This window comes from Pantoea sp. X-Soil-ISGK-259 (assembly GCF_059730705.1).
On sequence record NZ_AP035986.1, the window covers coordinates 269,091 to 285,018 of the forward strand.

General features: G+C 56.4%; 13 protein-coding genes and 1 riboswitch. Of the genes, 2 read left to right on the top strand and 11 right to left on the bottom strand.

Annotated features, from left to right (window positions below):
* Positions 1 to 195: 195 nt before the first annotated feature.
* From AC6I77_RS01195 to pgi, 5 genes are all read right to left on the bottom strand, one after another.
* Positions 196 to 2,286 (bottom strand): YjbH domain-containing protein, encoded by a 2,091-nt coding sequence (locus AC6I77_RS01195; protein WP_039660686.1) that lies wholly within the window; start codon positions 2,284 to 2,286, stop codon positions 196 to 198.
* Positions 2,286 to 3,029: a capsule biosynthesis GfcC family protein gene (locus AC6I77_RS01200; protein ID WP_003852765.1), complete on the bottom strand. Its 744-nt coding sequence runs from the start codon at positions 3,027 to 3,029 to the stop codon at positions 2,286 to 2,288. The genes AC6I77_RS01195 and AC6I77_RS01200 overlap by 1 nt, the downstream gene beginning before the upstream one ends.
* Complete coding sequence (locus tag AC6I77_RS01205) at positions 3,026 to 3,673, bottom strand: YjbF family lipoprotein (RefSeq protein ID WP_003852764.1); 648 nt, start codon at positions 3,671 to 3,673, stop codon at positions 3,026 to 3,028. The genes AC6I77_RS01200 and AC6I77_RS01205 overlap by 4 nt, the downstream gene beginning before the upstream one ends.
* 194 nt (positions 3,674 to 3,867) lie before the next feature.
* Entirely contained in the window at positions 3,868 to 4,125 is a 258-nt protein-coding gene (gene yjbE / locus AC6I77_RS01210) for an exopolysaccharide production protein YjbE (RefSeq protein WP_008926598.1), read from the bottom strand.
* A gap of 566 nt (positions 4,126 to 4,691) precedes the next feature.
* Positions 4,692 to 6,338 carry a glucose-6-phosphate isomerase gene (gene pgi, locus AC6I77_RS01215; protein WP_008926599.1) on the bottom strand — a complete coding sequence of 549 codons (1,647 nt, stop codon included), beginning with the start codon at positions 6,336 to 6,338 and terminating at the stop codon, positions 4,692 to 4,694.
* Between the two features lie 391 nt (positions 6,339 to 6,729).
* Positions 6,730 to 6,922, top strand: a riboswitch (Lysine riboswitch).
* Between the two features lie 113 nt (positions 6,923 to 7,035).
* Here pgi and lysC point away from each other — a divergent pair.
* Together lysC and panS are read left to right on the top strand one after the other, a co-directional pair.
* Complete coding sequence (gene lysC / locus AC6I77_RS01220) at positions 7,036 to 8,388, top strand: lysine-sensitive aspartokinase 3 (RefSeq protein ID WP_003855819.1); 1,353 nt, start codon at positions 7,036 to 7,038, stop codon at positions 8,386 to 8,388.
* A gap of 260 nt (positions 8,389 to 8,648) precedes the next feature.
* Entirely contained in the window at positions 8,649 to 9,566 is a 918-nt protein-coding gene (panS, locus tag AC6I77_RS01225) for a ketopantoate/pantoate/pantothenate transporter PanS (protein ID WP_003855809.1), read from the top strand.
* 85 nt (positions 9,567 to 9,651) lie between these two features.
* Here panS and AC6I77_RS01230 read toward each other — a convergent pair whose 3' ends face one another.
* The 6 genes from AC6I77_RS01230 to AC6I77_RS01255 all read right to left on the bottom strand — a co-directional run bounded on the left by AC6I77_RS01230 (position 9,652) and on the right by AC6I77_RS01255 (position 15,915).
* Entirely contained in the window at positions 9,652 to 11,277 is a 1,626-nt protein-coding gene (locus AC6I77_RS01230) for a Na/Pi cotransporter family protein (protein ID WP_003855807.1), read from the bottom strand.
* Between the two features lie 109 nt (positions 11,278 to 11,386).
* The gene (locus AC6I77_RS01235; protein ID WP_003855804.1) at positions 11,387 to 12,379 is read right to left on the bottom strand and encodes an ABC transporter ATP-binding protein; all 993 of its coding nucleotides are present in this window, start codon (positions 12,377 to 12,379) and stop codon (positions 11,387 to 11,389) included.
* A 2-nt stretch (positions 12,380 to 12,381) separates the two neighbouring features.
* Positions 12,382 to 13,167 (bottom strand): ABC transporter permease, encoded by a 786-nt coding sequence (locus AC6I77_RS01240; protein ID WP_003855803.1) that lies wholly within the window; start codon positions 13,165 to 13,167, stop codon positions 12,382 to 12,384.
* 11 nt (positions 13,168 to 13,178) lie between these two features.
* Positions 13,179 to 14,024 carry an ABC transporter permease gene (locus tag AC6I77_RS01245; protein WP_003855801.1) on the bottom strand — a complete coding sequence of 282 codons (846 nt, stop codon included), beginning with the start codon at positions 14,022 to 14,024 and terminating at the stop codon, positions 13,179 to 13,181.
* On the bottom strand, positions 14,021 to 14,833 hold the full coding sequence (locus AC6I77_RS01250) for an alkaline phosphatase family protein (RefSeq protein WP_003855799.1): 813 nt from the start codon (positions 14,831 to 14,833) through the stop codon (positions 14,021 to 14,023). Before AC6I77_RS01250 ends, AC6I77_RS01245 begins: the two co-directional genes overlap by 4 nt.
* A 20-nt stretch (positions 14,834 to 14,853) precedes the next feature.
* Positions 14,854 to 15,915, bottom strand: a complete 1,062-nt coding sequence (locus AC6I77_RS01255) for an ABC transporter substrate-binding protein (RefSeq protein ID WP_008926600.1) — start codon at positions 15,913 to 15,915, stop codon at positions 14,854 to 14,856.
* Positions 15,916 to 15,928 lie beyond the last annotated feature (13 nt).

A 15,928-nucleotide genomic window follows, 5' to 3' on the forward strand; every position in this document is an offset into this window, starting at 1 on the left:
AAAGGCGCTAAAGCCAGTCTTTGGCCGCTCGGCCCGCGCAATTACGCACCTCATTCCTGAGGTGCGCCCGTAAACGGACCAACGCGTTGCGTTGTTCAAAAACGCTCCTGGCGTTTTTTGCGTCTTTACGCAGGGCGTTTGCTCCCTGAGCCTGCTTCTGTAAACAGCGTTGAGCGGCCCGAAGGCCGCCTCTGCTTAGTTGAAGCGCGCGTCGCGATCCGACGTCAGATCATACAGCTGGTACTTACGGCCCAGCATCTGACCACCATCACGCGTCAGCGGCACCCAGTTCACCTGCGCGCGACCACGCGTTGGTGTCACGGTGAACAGATCCATCGGGATGGAGATATAGAAGCCTTTGGTGAAGTCGCCTTCGCCATACTCTTCAGACGACACATTAGTTTTGGTAGCATAAACACCGACCATCACGCCGCTGTCGAAGCGCTTCGACACATCAACCGTCACGCCTTTATCTTTCGCCAGATACTGACCGACGCTGGTTTTCACCAGTACATCCTGCATGAACCATGGACGCCAGTAGCCCGTCAGGTTGCCGGTTGCCGCTTTATAGCGGTTAAACTGCATCATATTGTCCCAGTCACGCTGACGAACGTAGTTGGCATCGACGCCCACCGCCCAGTTCGCATCGACCGGACGATAAAGCACCTCGCCACCCACGCCGCCGTACATTGTCTCCAGATAGCCGCCGTAGACCTGACCATAGAAGCCATTACCGAGCTGGCCCATATAGTTCGCCTGCAGATCGTTGACGTAGACATTGTTCTCAACGTAGTCGCGGATATGGGTACGCACGCGCGGCAGGGAAGAGTCCGCCGGTGCGCCGTTGTAGTTGAACTTGTCATAGTTGTTGGCGAGGTTACCAAACAGACTGCCGCCCACCAGCAGGTGGTCCGTCAGCCAGTAATCCGCGCTGGCCATCACGCCGACCTGATACATATAGAAGCTTTCCGGGCCGCCCACCGACTGATTCAGCACCGGCGACAGGCTGTAGTTCAGGCGATCTTTACGGATAAACATGCCCTGCTCAGTGGTACCCGGATCGACCGGTTCTTTGCGTGTCTGTTGCAGCGGCTTCTCATGGCCCAGCGGATAGCCTTCCAGATCGTTACGCAGGCTGGCGACTTTCGTCTCCGTGGTTACCTGCGGCATGTTAAAGCGCGACTCGGTGACATTGATCGTGTCGATGCCGTCAGGCAGGTGGTTCATGATAATGCGGTTAGCGCGATCCACCCCTTCACGGGTATCGCGATACTTCGTCTGCTCGCCTGACACATACAGCGTATGGCCCTGAGTCTGAATACGCGGACCGTCGAGACCGGCGTTGTATTTCAGATCGGTCAGCTGAGAACCCACCACCGTCGTCTCCAGCAGTTTTGGCTGCGGCTGCGGATTGTAGGCCGGCTTCTCGCTGTCGATGTGCGCCTGGCGCAGATCGTTGAAGTTGGTTCGGATGGTGACACCAAACATAAAGGTATTGCCGCGTTCGTAGCTGGCGTTGATGTCGGCCCAGTCGGTCACACGATAGATTGCCCCAACGTTGAGCTTGCTGCGCTGATCAAGGCGGCCAGCAAAGTCATTCTGGTAGTCGTTGCCTTCATATTCCATCTTAAGGCGCAGCGGCTGCCAGGGCGTCTGATACTCCACGCCGCCAAACAGCGCCGTCGGACCATGGAACATCTGCGAGCCATTGATCGAACCCGCTTCGCCCACTTTCGGACGCTGACAATAGCTGTCGCTGTATGAGCAGAAGGGGTTCTTCAGCGTGCCGCTGTTGCCGAGGTAGCCCCAGCCGACGCCCAGCGTAAAGTCGAACGGCCCCCAGGCTTTGGTTCCCACCAAGTATTCGCTGTCGAACAGGCCAGTACCGCCGAGATCGCGGGTTCCCACCGCCACCTCTGGCAGCCAGAAACCTTCCTGCCACAGGCGCAGTTTCAAATCGAAGGCTTTATCTTTGTAGCTCTGTGTGCCGCTGAATTCTGATACCGCACTGTATTGACGGGTCCGCACGTCGGTATAACGCACCGTAGTTTCCAGCCAGGGGAAGAGCTGCAGTGAGGCAGAGTAGTAACGATACTGATCGTTGTCGCGGGCGTTGAGGCTGAATTCACCCTCTCTGGACATGCGCGCCGTCGGCACCTGCATCAGGCCAACACCACCGAAATCGGATTGTGAAGGACCCACCGGCGCGGGGAAAGTGTCAGCCTGCGCCTGACAGGCTGCCGCCACGGAAACAGCCAACAGGCTGAAGAGATAACGTTTTTTCATCAGTCTGGTATCCGGTGAGTCAGTACGGAAAGGATGCGATCGTTCAGGTCTTCATCACTGCCTGGCAGGCTCCATGACGAAAAGCCCAGCCAGATAACGCTGCCTGGCTCCACTTCCGCATGGCGGCGATTCCAGTAAGCAACCGGCACCTGCTGTGTGGCGCCTGAAGGGGCAATCACCGTGACAAAATTGCGTTCTGCCCCGGAGAGTGCGTCATGACCATCCAGATAGTCGCGTACTGATTTACCCGGCTGCCAGCTCACCTTGCCTGCGCCGCTCAGTGCGCCGAGCAGCAGCACTGAATCGGTGGGCGCCTGCAAATAGAGGTCATAGCTGCCTTCCAGCCGACGGTTGTCCGCCGGATGCAGACGAATCCAGTCCGGGTCAAGCGAAGTAAACTGGCGACCTGTCACTTTGATGGCGCTCAGCTGGCGAATCACCTCATCAATGGCCACCGCCCGATCGCCGCTGCTGTCGGCACGCCAGGCCCGTAACGCGCCCAGCGTCTGTTGATATTGCTGCCGGGCGACTGCGGTTGCGCCGCGCTCGGCAATAAAGGTACCGCGCCAGTCCGTGTTGACCTGCAGTGGAGGCAGGGTCACCAGCTGTGAGAGATCAGTGATCTGGCTCAGCTCAGCCTGACCGCCATTGTGCGGTGTATGGACAGTAACCTGCGCAGCAGCCTGCGCCCCTGCGACGCTGAACAGGCTCAGCCCGGCCAGCAAAATAGTGATTTTTTTCATGATTTCGCCGGCTTCAGAATAGTGATATCAACAGGGAAGGCATCGGCCGCCAGCATCTGATGAGCCTGCACCACATCGCCGCTGCTGTTATCGATCCAGAAGGTGTTTTCCCACTCGCGGTTACTGCTGTCGATGCTCACCTGCTCATGCCAGACACGACAAGGGATGCGGTTGCCTGCAACCGTCAGCACCTCGTCGGTGCCGCGCTGGAAGGTTGAACGCACGGTCGCGCCGCGAACCTTACCCTGCTCGGTCCACTGCACGATGCGGGTCCAGCCAGCGCCGTTGCTGATATGCAGACTGTCAGCGAGCGGATCCTGTTGCAGATTGCTGACGCTCAGCAGGTTATCGGGTAAGCCCAGAGTTTTAACCAGACGGCCATGCTGTGTTACCAGCATCGCCTGATCCTGAGTGACCCATTTCTGCTGTCCCTGCTCGCTGTAGCCCAGCACCACAAAAATGCGCGGACCGTCATTCAGACGAGCGTAGAGACTGGCATAGGGGAGATTGTTGACCTGTTGATCGGTAACGGTGACGTCATCCGGACCGTTAACCGCGAGCAGCAAAGTCTGTTCAAGACCTTTTTGCGTTTGTGTACAGGCCTGCAGCAGCAGGCAAGCGAGCAGCAGAGGAAGTTGGCGCACTGTGTGTCCCTGATAAGTCATGCCAAAGTAAAAATAACCACACAGGCGTGTGGTTATGTTTAAAGGTGCTCTGCCCGTCCCGTCTGGCTGCAAAGCGGCAGACAATGTGGCTCCGCTGAAATCCTCACCGTAGTCAGTTTTTCAGCCTCGCCGGTTTGTTACCGTTCAGTAATCAGACGCGTTTCGGGCATCCATCAACGAGTGGTGCTCGTCGTGGTTGTGGTTGTTGTACCGGTATTTGCACCGTCACCACCGCCAGAAGCGGCAATGCCGAGCCCGACCAACGCACCAAGTGCGCCGATACCGACAGCGGTAGAAGCACCAGCAGAGATTGCTCCCGCCTGCGCGCCTGCTGCCGTACCTGCTTCACCTGCTTCCTGCGGCGCAGCAAATGCGCTTGAGGAGGCGGCAACGAGGATCAAGGCTGCACCGGCAACCATAGTTTTTTTCATAACAACGTTTCCTGCATTGAGTGAATGAAGGATCTCTGACCAGCGACAATGGCTATGCAGACAGGCTGCGACCAGTGCGACGGACAGTCCCATTGCGGGCGCGTTCATTATAGGGCAACAAAATATCAGAGTTCAGTGCTATAAAAACCAGGTCAAATGGCGGGATGATTGCGTGATTTAATCAGTAATATTGGGGATAACTGCTTTTTATATCGGAGTATTTCCGGTTGATACCCTATATTTCGCTGCTGCTAAGGGGAATGCAAAGCGTAATGTTCTTTTTTATTTATAAATGGTACGGAATAAGAATAATCAGAATTTACTCAGAAGGTCTTAAATTAAATATGGCTATGAATCAATAGTTAACCTCGTAAAGTCGCTATTATCAGATCCACTTTATACTGGATTAAACGCTGTTCCGGAGCGTGATGTTCAGAATTATCCTGGGGTATTTTAAGACTTTTCCCGTGCTGGCAGGCATCTCTGTCCTGATGAATTACCCAATAAGATGTTAAAACAGACAAAAAAAGGGCGACAAGGTTGCCGCCCGGTAAAATTAATGCCGATTAACGCCAGGATTTATAACGATTAATTAAGGCATTGGTGGAACTGTCGTGAGTGGTAATTTCATCCTCATTTTCCAGTTCCGGCAGAATACGGTTTGCCAGCTGCTTACCTAATTCCACACCCCACTGATCGAAAGTGTAGATATTCAGGATGGCGCCCTGAGTGAAGATTTTGTGCTCATACAGGGCAATCAGCGCACCCAGGCTGTATGGGGTGATCTCACGCAGCAGGATGGAGTTAGTCGGGCGGTTCCCTTCAAACACTTTGAACGGCACGATATGGGCCACTGACTCTGCAGATTTACCGGCATCGGTAAACTCTTTCTCGACAACGTCGCGTGATTTACCAAACGCCAGCGCTTCGGTCTGGGCAAAGAAGTTAGAGAGCAGCTTCGGATGGTGATCTGTCAGCGCGTTATGGGTAATAGCCGGCGCAATAAAGTCACACGGAACCAGCTTGGTGCCCTGATGGATCAGCTGATAAAACGCGTGCTGACCGTTAGTGCCAGGTTCACCCCAGATGATGGGGCCAGTCTGGTAGTCCACCGGATGACCGGCGCGATCCACATACTTGCCGTTTGACTCCATATTTCCCTGCTGGAAATAGGCGGCAAAGCGGTGCATGTACTGGTCATAAGGCAGAATCGCTTCGGTTTCAGCACCAAAGAAATTGTTGTACCAGATGCCAATCAGCGCCAGCAGCACCGGCAGGTTCTGCTCAGCCGGGGTCGTTGCGAAATGCTGGTCCATGGCATGTGCGCCGCTCAGCAGCTGCTCGAAGTTTTCGAAGCCAATTGAGAGAATGATCGACAGACCGATGGCTGACCACAGTGAATAGCGGCCGCCAACCCAGTCCCAGAATTCAAACATGTTGTTGGTGTCGATACCGAATTCACCCACCGCTTTGGCATTGGTCGACAGCGCAGCAAAGTGTTTCGCTACGTGCTGCTGATCGCCAGCAGTTTTCAGGAACCAGTCGCGCGCACTGTGGGCGTTGGTCATAGTTTCCTGAGTCGTGAAGGTCTTGGAGGCAACCAGGAACAGGGTGGTTTCCGGGCTGAGGTCTTTCAGCGTTTCGGCGATATGGGTGCCGTCAACGTTGGAGACAAAATGCATGTTCAGATGGTTTTTATACGGGCGCAGCGCCTCTGTCACCATAAACGGGCCGAGGTCGGAGCCGCCGATGCCGATATTCACCACGTCAGTGATCGCTTTACCGGTATAGCCTTTCCATTCGCCGCTGATGATGCGCTCTGAGAAGCCTTTCATCTTGTCCAGCACCGCGTTGACGTCTGGCATCACATCTTTGCCATCCACCAGAATCGGCGTGTTGCTCCGGTTGCGCAGTGCGACATGCAACACCGCACGATCTTCAGTGCGGTTAATCTTCTCACCCGAGAACATAGACTTGATGGCACCGCTGAGATCGGTCTCTTTGGCCAGCGCCTGGAGCTTATCGAGCGTTTCCTGGGTGATGCGGTTTTTGGAGAAATCCACCAGCATCTGATCATCAAAGGTGGCAGAGAATTTGGCAAAACGATCGGCATCCTGGGCGAACAGATCGGCAATTTCTACCGATTTCATCTGCTCAAAATGCTGTTGCAGCGCTTTCCAGGCTGCGGTTTGTGTCGGATTGATATTTTTCATGGCAACACTCTTGTTGATATTAAGAACCGTCATTCCATCGGAGGCACATCATGCCCGTTTAGCGTTTCAGTATGACCACAGTTGTAACTGAAAGGAAAAATTTTGTCAGCGCGCACCGGACAGGCGATCGGCACGCTGTGGTTTATCGTCAGCATTCACTGGCGCGAACACCCTGCGGTGCACAGACCCCGCGCGCAGCAAAGTGTGGCGCAAAAGTCTGCGCAAAACGTTGTGCCGTATCAGGGATTGCTGCAGGTGCTGAACCCATTAAGCACTGTAGCCGCTGCGGCGCGGGTTAATTTGTTTTCTGATGCGGCTCTCCAGCCATCGCTGACATTGACAGCAGGTCCAGAAAAGGCTAAACCTATGCGCCTACTTGCGCACCTGTGCGCAAGCCAGAAGAGGCGCGTCGCCCAGGTAGTGTGTTGGAGGAACCGTATCCGGTGAAAACACATAATGGGGAGCGACGCCGAGGTGGGTCAGCACACGGTGTGCTGCCTGTCGGCTACAGGGGCTGAATCCTCTGGGTTGTCACCAGAAACGTCTGCAGTCGACGTTTCGCAAGGTGGGGCGCTTCTGGGTGACTCGTCTATCTGATCTTGTCCGCCCGTTTCTGCTCTTTCCTTGTGCCTGGCTGAAAGAATGTTTCTCGACCCTTTCATCGGCGAGAACAAGATAACCTGACACGAGGTCCTACATGTCTCAAACTCTGATAGTGGCAAAATTTGGCGGCACCAGCGTAGCCGATTTTGAAGCGATGAACCGCAGCGCCGATGTGGTGTTGCAGGACGCCAGTACGCGTCTGGTTGTGCTCTCTGCTTCGGCGGGCATTACCAATCTGCTGGTGGCGCTGGCTGAAGGCCAGCAGGCTCCGCAGCGCGCTGTTCTGCTTGATGATATCCGCCGTATCCAGTATGCCATTGTCGATCGCCTGCAGCATCCGGAAGTGATCCGCGATGAAATCGATCGGATGATCGACAATATCAGCATGCTCTCTGAAGCGGCTTCACTGGCCACCTCTAACGCCCTGACTGATGAACTGGTCAGCCACGGCGAGCTGATGTCATCACTGCTGTTTGTGGAAATTCTGCGTGAACGTCAGGTTAACGCGGAGTGGTTCGATGTCCGTAAAGTGATGCGCACCGACGATCATTTTGGCCGGGCTGTACCGGATGTTGAGGTGCTGGCGGAGCAGGCGACGGCGCAGTTACAGCCGCGCATCGGGCAGGCATTGGTCATTACTCAGGGCTTCATTGGCAGTGAACGTGAGGGGCGCACCACCACCTTAGGGCGTGGCGGCAGTGATTACACCGCCGCGCTGCTGGGCGAAGCGCTGAATGCGGCGCGGGTGGATATCTGGACAGATGTGCCAGGCATCTACACCACCGATCCCCGCGTGGTGCCGACGGCGAAGCGCATTGACGAGATCACTTTTGAAGAAGCCGCCGAAATGGCGACGTTTGGCGCGAAAGTGCTGCATCCCGCGACACTGCTTCCTGCTGTGCGTCGGGGTATTCCGGTCTTCGTCGGTTCCAGCAAGGATCCGGCAGCGGGCGGAACCCGCGTCTGCAACGAAACCCGTAACCCGCCGTTGTTCCGGGCGCTGGCTTTACGCCGCAAGCAGACGCTGTTAACGCTGCATAGCCTTAACATGCTGCATACGTTTGGTTTCCTCGCCGAACTCTTCAACATTCTGGCTCGTCACAACGTCTCGGTTGACCTGATCACCACCTCCGAAGTGAGCGTGGCGCTGACCCTCGACACCACCGGCTCGACCTCAACCAGCGCCAGTCTGCTGACCCAGGCCTTGCTGACTGAACTCTCGTCGCTGTGCCGGGTAGAGGTGGAAGAAGATCTGGCGCTGGTGGCGATTATCGGCAACCAGCTGTCAAAAGCGTGCGGTGTCGGCAAAGAGGTGTTTGGTGTACTCGATCCGTTCAACCTGCGGATGATTTGCTACGGTGCTAGCAGCTACAATCTCTGCTTCCTCGTGCCCGGCAACGATGCGGAAAGCGTGGTACGTACCCTGCATCGCAATCTGTTCGAGTAATCCTCTGGTTAATGCCGATTATCGGTGCCGTGCCAGGTGGTTCGATCTACCGCGGTTTAGAGGAAAAAGCAGCGTAATTTCGCCAATATTCTGCGGATCGGCAGCAGTCGATCCGCATTTTGCCGCCTCGCCCCATCTTCGCCTTACGCCGTGATAATGAAATGTTATGATCCCGCCTTCGTCACGGCAGTCGTTCCTGTCTGGCGATTCTCTATGGCAAACCTGCATAAAACATAACATTCTTATAAGGAAGTCTGGCTATGCTCGCCACGTTAACCCGCCTGTTCCCGCTCTGGGCCGTGCTGTTGTCTGTCGCCGCGTATTACTCTCCTGGTACCTTTCTCGGCATCGGCCCCTGGGTCACCTATCTGCTGATGCTGATTATGTTCGGCATGGGTGTGACGCTGAATATCGACGATTTCAAACGGGTGCTGACCCGACCTGCGCCGGTAATTGCCGGAACTTTCCTGCACTATCTGGTGATGCCGTTAGCCGCCTGGGGACTGGCAAAACTGTTTCATATGCCGCCCGATCTGGCAGCCGGTATGATTCTGGTCGGCTCCGTGGCCAGCGGCACCGCCAGCAACGTGATGATCTATCTGGCGAAAGGGGATGTGGCGCTGTCGGTCACGATCTCGTCAGTTTCTGCGCTGGTGGGGGTGTTCGCCACGCCGTTGTTAACCCGCTTTTACGTTGATACCCACATTCAGGTTGATGTGGTGGGTATGCTGCTGAGTATTGTGAAGATCGTGGTGATCCCGATTAGCCTTGGGCTGATCATTCATCACAGCATGAACAGCGTGGTTCGCCGGGTGGAACCCTGGCTGCCTGCATTTTCCATGGTCTGCATTCTGCTGATCATCAGCGCGGTGGTGGCGGGCAGTCAGGGCTTTATTGGATCGGTGGGTCTGATGGTGATCGCGGCGGTAATCCTGCATAACGCGATTGGCCTGCTTGGTGGTTACTGGGGTGGCAAGCTGTTTGGTTTCGATGAGTCGACCTGCCGTACGCTGGCGCTGGAAGTCGGCATGCAGAACTCCGGGCTGGCGGCCACGCTGGGCAAACTCTACTTCTCACCGCTGGCGGCATTGCCGGGCGCGCTGTTCTCGGTGTGGCACAACCTGTCAGGTTCACTGCTGGCGGGTTACTGGTCCGGTAAGCCGATTAAGAAGAAGTAACTGTGGCGGCGCATGATGATGCGCCGCTTCTCATTATTGTTGCGCCGGGTGTTTTCAGCCTGACACAACGGTCTGTTCACACGCCTTATTCGTAATCCCGCTCATCGTCGGGCTGTTCCAGCACGGTATAGGCCACGCTGCAGAACAGCGAATTCAGGCGCTTCATGTCGCCGAGTAGACCGAGGTGCAGCGAGCTGGTCTCAATGCTCTGCACGTTCTGCTGGTGCAGGCGATCAACATGGGCGTGAGAGTAGCGGCGAATCATCAGGCGGAAGCGATGTTTCGCGCGGCGCAGCCGTTTGGCGCTGGTGACATCGTGCGACAGAAACACCGACAGGCTCATTCTGAGGTTGGCAATCAACAGCTCCTGCAGCTCCTGCAGCTCTTTTAATCCCTCGGCAGAAAACGCGCGGCCCGCTGCCAGCGACTTGTCAGCCACATCGCCGCTCATCCGCTCAATAATGTCACCGGCCTGCTCCAGATTCAGCGACATCTCAATAATTTCGCCCCAGCGGCGCGAATCCTCTTCGGGGAGATCCTCTTTTGGCATCCGCGCCAGATAGAGCTTGATGGCGGTATAGAGCACATCGACATCATCATCCAGCCGACGCACCGTGCGCTCCTCGCGGGATTCGCCATGCACGACTTTATTAAACGCCTCCAGCATCTGTTCCACCACGTCACCGATGCGCAGCGCTTCGCGGGCGGCATTCACCAGCGCCAGCGCCGGGGTATCCAGCGCGCTGCGATCGAGATGCTTAGGCTTGAGGTGCAGTGCGTTATCGACGTCGTCGGCAATCATACGACGGCAAAGGCGCGCCATCAGGTCAGCAAACGGCACCATCGCCACGCAGCGAATCAGGTTGTAAAACACATGGAAGAAAATCACTAACTCTTCATCGTTAACCGGCAGCTTATCAAGCCAGGTTGCCACAATATCGACAAACGGCAGGATTACGATGCAGCCAACGAACTTAAATAGCAGGCTGCCGAGCGCCACGCGTTTACCGGCGGCATTCGAGCCGCTGGCGTTGATCATCGCCAGCAGGCCACTCCCAAGGTTGGCACCAATCACCAGACAGAGCGCGACCTTGAACGAAATGACCCCGGTGGCGGTCAGCGTTGCGGTGATCAGCACGGCGGCCAGACTGGAGTAACTGATAATGGCGAATACCGCACCCAGCAGTGCATCAAGCATCACGTCGCCGGTCAGGCTGGAGAAGAGGACCTGGACACCGGCGGCCTGGGTAATCGGACGAGCCGCTTCAACAATCAGCTGCAATGCCAGCAAAATCAGGCCCAGACCAATGCTGGCCCGGCCTAACTGACCGGCGCGGGTCTGCTTGCGGCTGAGGAAAAAGACCACGCCAAAAAAGATAAACAGCGGTGAAAGCCAGGAGAGATCAAAGGTCAGGATACGCGCCATGATGGCGGTACCGACATCCGCACCCAGAATCACTACCAGCGCGGGTGTCAGGCTGACCAGATTCTGCGCCACAAACGAGGTGACCAGCAAGGTCGTGGCGTTGCTGCTCTGCACCAGGGTGGTCACACCGATGCCCGCCAGAAACGCCATCGGTTTTTTTTCTATGCTGCGGCTCAGGACGCGGCGCAGATCGGCACCATAGACCCGCATGATGCCGGTTCGCACAATATGCGTGCCCCAGACCAGCAGGGCCACTGCAGAGAGCAGATTAAGCAGGGTTAACACGTGGTGTCGCTCCTTGTGTCAGGCTGCAAGCAGCACAGACTGCCAGCCTGACAGAGAGAGCAATCTGTGAAAGGGGATTGCCGTACTATGCGTGATTTTTTCCTGTGTTTTAAGCAACCTGGCGCAAAGTCGACATCTCTAATTGTAGACCAATCTTCCTGCCTGCGGGGTGCAAATCCGCCGCCGAGCGGTTTAGCACATCCACTGAAAGTTCCACGTCATGCGCGCGGATCCGATAGCGGATCACGTTGCCCAGCAGACTGTGGCTGAGAATTTCCGCAGGAATGCCCTGGTCTGGCGCGGTGAACAGCATCGATTCCGGACGAATGGCCACCTGGCTATTAAAAGGCTGACCAGTCAGTCGCGTTGCCTGTTCAGCACTCAACAGGTTGTAGTTGCCAATAAATCCGGCGGCGAACAGATCGACCGGCTGGGTATAGAGTGCTTCGGCGTCGCCGTTCTGCACGATTTTACCCCGGTTCATCAGCACGATGCGATCGGAGAGCGTCAGCGCCTCCTCCTGGTCATGGGTCACGAACAGGGTGGTGAGATTCAGCTCACGCTGGATGCGCCGGATCTGATCGCGCAGATGACGACGGATACGCGCATCCAGCGCCGACAGCGGCTCATCCAGTAGCAGCAGTCGCGGACGCGTCACCAGTGAACGCGCCAGCGCCACGCGCTGACACTGCCCGCCCGACAGCTGGTGCGGATAACGGCGCGCATAGTCGCTGAGTTCAACCAGCTCCAGCACCTCCAGCACCCGCTGGCGGATTTGTGCTTCGGGCAGTTTCTGCATCTTCAGGCCAAACGCGACGTTCTTCTCCACCGTCATGTTGGGAAACAGCGCATAACTCTGGAACACCATGCCGATGGCGCGCTTCTGCGGGGCCAGCGGCACAATATCTTTGCCTTCCAGCCGGATTTCACCGCTGTCGACGCTGGTTAGTCCCGCCAGACAGCGCAGCAGCGTTGATTTACCGCAGCCGCTGGGGCCAAGCAGGGTGACAAATTCCCCTTCAGCGGCGCTGAAATCGATCTGCTCGAAAATGGGCGTCGGTCCATAGGACTTGTTCAGCTCTCTGACCTCAAGGTAACTCATATTCAGCCTCGTTCGGGATTCAGGGCGTTGGCCAGCCAGGTGACCAGCAGCACCACAAAGAAGTAGGAGATCACCAGCGCGCTGGTGAAGTGACCGCTGCCGTTACGCATGTTGAAGAGGTAAACCTGCAGGGTTTCATAGCGGTTGCCGACCAGCAGGTTAGCGAAGACAAACTCACCAATCAGAAAGGAGAAAGAGAGCAGTACGGCAATCAGCATCCCTTTGCGCAGGTTGGGGAGCACCACCCAGATCGCTGCCTGCCAGGTACTGGCCCCCAGCAGCTGTGCAGCATCAATCAGCTCTTTGAGATTGATCGCCTGCATATTGTTCGACAGTGCCCGGTAGATAAAGGGGAGTGCGATAGTGAAATAACAGCCAATCAGGATCCACGGCGTGCCGGTCAGCATCAGTGGTGACGACGAGTAGAGCTGGAGTAATCCCACGGATGACACCACTGGCGGCACGGCGAACGGCATCAGGATCAGGATGTTCATTACTGAATCCAGCCGGGGGAAGTAGTAAGCAATTACAAACATGGCAGGCAGCACCAGCGCTAGCGAGAACAGCAGCGCACCAAAGCAAATCAGCAGCGAATGGCCCAGCGCCGTCAAAAATCGCGGGTCGCTCCAGAGCTGGATGAACCACTTCAGGCTGTAGCCCTGCGGCAGAATGGTATTGCTCCAGTCGGAGGAGATTGCATAAAGCAGCGTGGCCAGCAACGGCAGCGCCAGCAGGGTAAAGAGTAACCCGACCATGATTCGATGATAGAGGTGCTCAGCACGTGACATGACGGCTCCTTTCATGGCTGTTTCGCATTGAGATAGCTGCGGCGCACCAGATACTGCTGTACCAGGGTAATCAGCGCCATGATAGCCACCAGCAACATTGCCAGCGCGCTGCCGGTGTTGGGATCCAGCGAGATATCACCGGAAACCAATGCAGCGATGCGCACCGGAACCACGTTGAAATTACCGGTGGTCAGGGCGTAAATCGTGGCGTAAGCGCCGAGGGCATTCGCCAGCAGAATCACAAAGGTTCCGAGCAGCGCCGGGAAAAGAATTGGCAGTCCGATGTGCCACCAGTAGCGCCAGCGGCTGGCGCCCAGTAGTGCGGCCGACTCCTGCCACTCTTTTTTCAGCCCGTCGAAGGCGGGATAGAGCAGCAGCACGCCCAGCGGAATCTGAAACCAGGTGTAGACCAGTACCATGCCGTTGCGCGAGAAGAGTCTGAAGCTCTCAATCACACCATAATGGCGCAGCAGCAGCGTCAGGCAGCCGTTCAGCCCCAGCAGAATCACAAAGGCAAACGCCAGCGGGACACCGGCAAAGTTACTGGTCATGTTGGTAAAGGAGATAAGAAAGCGCTGCAGTCGTCCGCCGCCGAGCTGATGCAGCGAATAGCCGGTGACCAGCGCAATCAGTAATCCCCAGACGCTGGACCAGAGCGAGATATCCAGCGAAAATCGAAATGCCTGCTGGTAGAAGGGTGAGGTGAGGATGTCGTGATAGTTATCCCAGCCCCACTGGCTGTTCATGTCACTCCAGAAGCTGTTGATGGCGATCCACAACAGCGGTGCCAGCTGGAAGGCGACCCAGAACAGGGTGAAAGGTAACAGCAGCAGCAGTGCGACGCCTTTTCCCTTCATCTTTGTGACTCCGCCAGCAGGCCGCGGCAGACCGGCTTGTCATGCGCCACCTCAAGCAGTTCACACAGCGTGCCACACAGGTCGGTTTGCTGCGGCGCAAGGTCAGGCTGCAGCGAGAAAGCATGACCAAAGACAAACAGCGGCACCGTGGTCTCCTCCGGCAGAATCCCGCCGTGGGAGCGATCGTCATTCATGCCGTGATCGGCGGTCACCATCACCTGATAGCCCTCGGCCAGCCACAGCGGCATCCACTGCGACAGCAGGCCGTCGGCGATACGTGCCCGGTTGCGGTACTGCGGCGAAGAGAGCCCCGACTTATGACCGGCATCGTCGATATTCATCGGGTGGATCAGCAGAAAATCGGGATCGTGACGCAGCCGCAGGCTCTCCGCATCTTCAAACAGATGCGAGTCAGGATAGCTATCGTCAGAGTAGAAGTGGCCGAACTGAATGGGCAGGTCCGGCGCATCGGTGTGACGATCGCGCGCCGGAACGAACGGAGTGCGGTTGTAAAGCTCACTCACCCAGTGGTAGGCCGCCGCCGCCGTAGTCAGGCCCGCCGCACGCGCAAAGTGAAACACGCTGCGCTCGCGACTTAACCGGCTGACGCCATTATGAATAATGCCGCTTCTGACCGGCGGAACCCCGGTCAGAATGCACTCATAAAGCGGGCGCGACAGCGACGGCAATTCACAGGTCATACGGTAATAGAACCCGTTGCCCTGTGAACATTCGGCATGCAGGTAACCCATTGCATGTTGTGCGACCTGATTGCTCAGGCCGTCCAGCACTACCAGGATGGTCTTCATTCCGTTCTCCCTGCCGCGAATTACTGCTGCATGTTGATGATGACGTTTTCCTGCCACAGGCGCGGCAGCATTTTCGACGATTTATCCCAGGCAGCCTGATCCTTAACCGGACGGGCATTTTTATATTCTGATTGCGGCAGCAGGCGAGCCTGAACGTCTGCTGGCAGCGTCAGATGCTCAGCACGAATCGGGCGCGCATAGCCTTTAGCCAGATTGATCTGTCCCTGGTCTGAGAAGATATATTCGCGCGTCAATTTTGCGGCGTTAGGGTGTTTCGCATATTTGTTGATGATGGTGGTGTAGCCGGAGGTCACTGAGCCATCAGACGGAATCACCACTTCGTAGCGATTTCTGTCAATCTGGTCGCGGTAGTTAAGGGCGTTAAAGTCCCACACTACTGCCATCTGCACTTCACCTTTTTCAATGTTGGCAATCACCGGATCGGTCACGCCAAGACGCCCCTGTTTTGCCAGATCGGCAAAGAAGGCCAGCGCCGGTTTCAGGTTCTTCTCATCACCGCCTAAGGCGTAGTTGGCAGCCAGGACGCCGTTGGCCGCCTGAGCTGCCACGCCGACGTCACCGATAGTAACCACATACTTACCTTTCTTCAGATCGGCCCAGCTGTGGGGGATATCTTTAACCTGCTGCTTGTCGATCAGAAAAGCGATGGTGCCGGTATAAGCCAGTGCCCAGTTACCCTCTTTATCTTTGGCCCAGGCCGGAATCTGATCCCAGTGCGTCGGTTTGTAGGGCTGGGTTACACCCTTCGCGACAGCGATTGGACCAAAGGCGGCGCCCACATCGCCGATGTCAGCGCTGGCGTTCTCTTTCTCTGCATCAAATTTCGCCAGCTCCTGCGCCGATGACATATCGGTATCGCTGTGCTTAAGGCCATATTTGGTGCTGATGTCGTTCCAGGTATCTTTCCAGTTGGCCCAGCTGTCTGGCATCCCGACGCTGTTGACCTGACCTTCACTGCGCGCCGCTTTTTCCAGCGCGGCGAGGTCGTTATCGGCGGCCTGCGCAACGGGCAGGGTGAGGACTACAGCACTGGCTACTACAGAGGCGATAAACGCTTTCATCTCAGTTGCTCCG

Coding starts and splice junctions, on each gene's coding strand:
- AC6I77_RS01245 (WP_003855801.1), bottom strand. CDS start 14,024: ATGAAGGGAAAAGGCGTCGCACTGCTGCTGCTGTTACCTTTCACCCTG.
- AC6I77_RS01200 (WP_003852765.1), bottom strand. CDS start 3,029: ATGAAAAAAATCACTATTTTGCTGGCCGGGCTGAGCCTGTTCAGCGTC.
- pgi (WP_008926599.1), bottom strand. CDS start 6,338: ATGAAAAATATCAATCCGACACAAACCGCAGCCTGGAAAGCGCTGCAA.
- AC6I77_RS01250 (WP_003855799.1), bottom strand. CDS start 14,833: ATGAAGACCATCCTGGTAGTGCTGGACGGCCTGAGCAATCAGGTCGCA.
- yjbE (WP_008926598.1), bottom strand. CDS start 4,125: ATGAAAAAAACTATGGTTGCCGGTGCAGCCTTGATCCTCGTTGCCGCC.
- AC6I77_RS01240 (WP_003855803.1), bottom strand. CDS start 13,167: ATGTCACGTGCTGAGCACCTCTATCATCGAATCATGGTCGGGTTACTC.
- AC6I77_RS01195 (WP_039660686.1), bottom strand. CDS start 2,286: ATGAAAAAACGTTATCTCTTCAGCCTGTTGGCTGTTTCCGTGGCGGCA.
- AC6I77_RS01255 (WP_008926600.1), bottom strand. CDS start 15,915: ATGAAAGCGTTTATCGCCTCTGTAGTAGCCAGTGCTGTAGTCCTCACC.
- lysC (WP_003855819.1), top strand. CDS start 7,036: ATGTCTCAAACTCTGATAGTGGCAAAATTTGGCGGCACCAGCGTAGCC.
- AC6I77_RS01235 (WP_003855804.1), bottom strand. CDS start 12,379: ATGAGTTACCTTGAGGTCAGAGAGCTGAACAAGTCCTATGGACCGACG.
- panS (WP_003855809.1), top strand. CDS start 8,649: ATGCTCGCCACGTTAACCCGCCTGTTCCCGCTCTGGGCCGTGCTGTTG.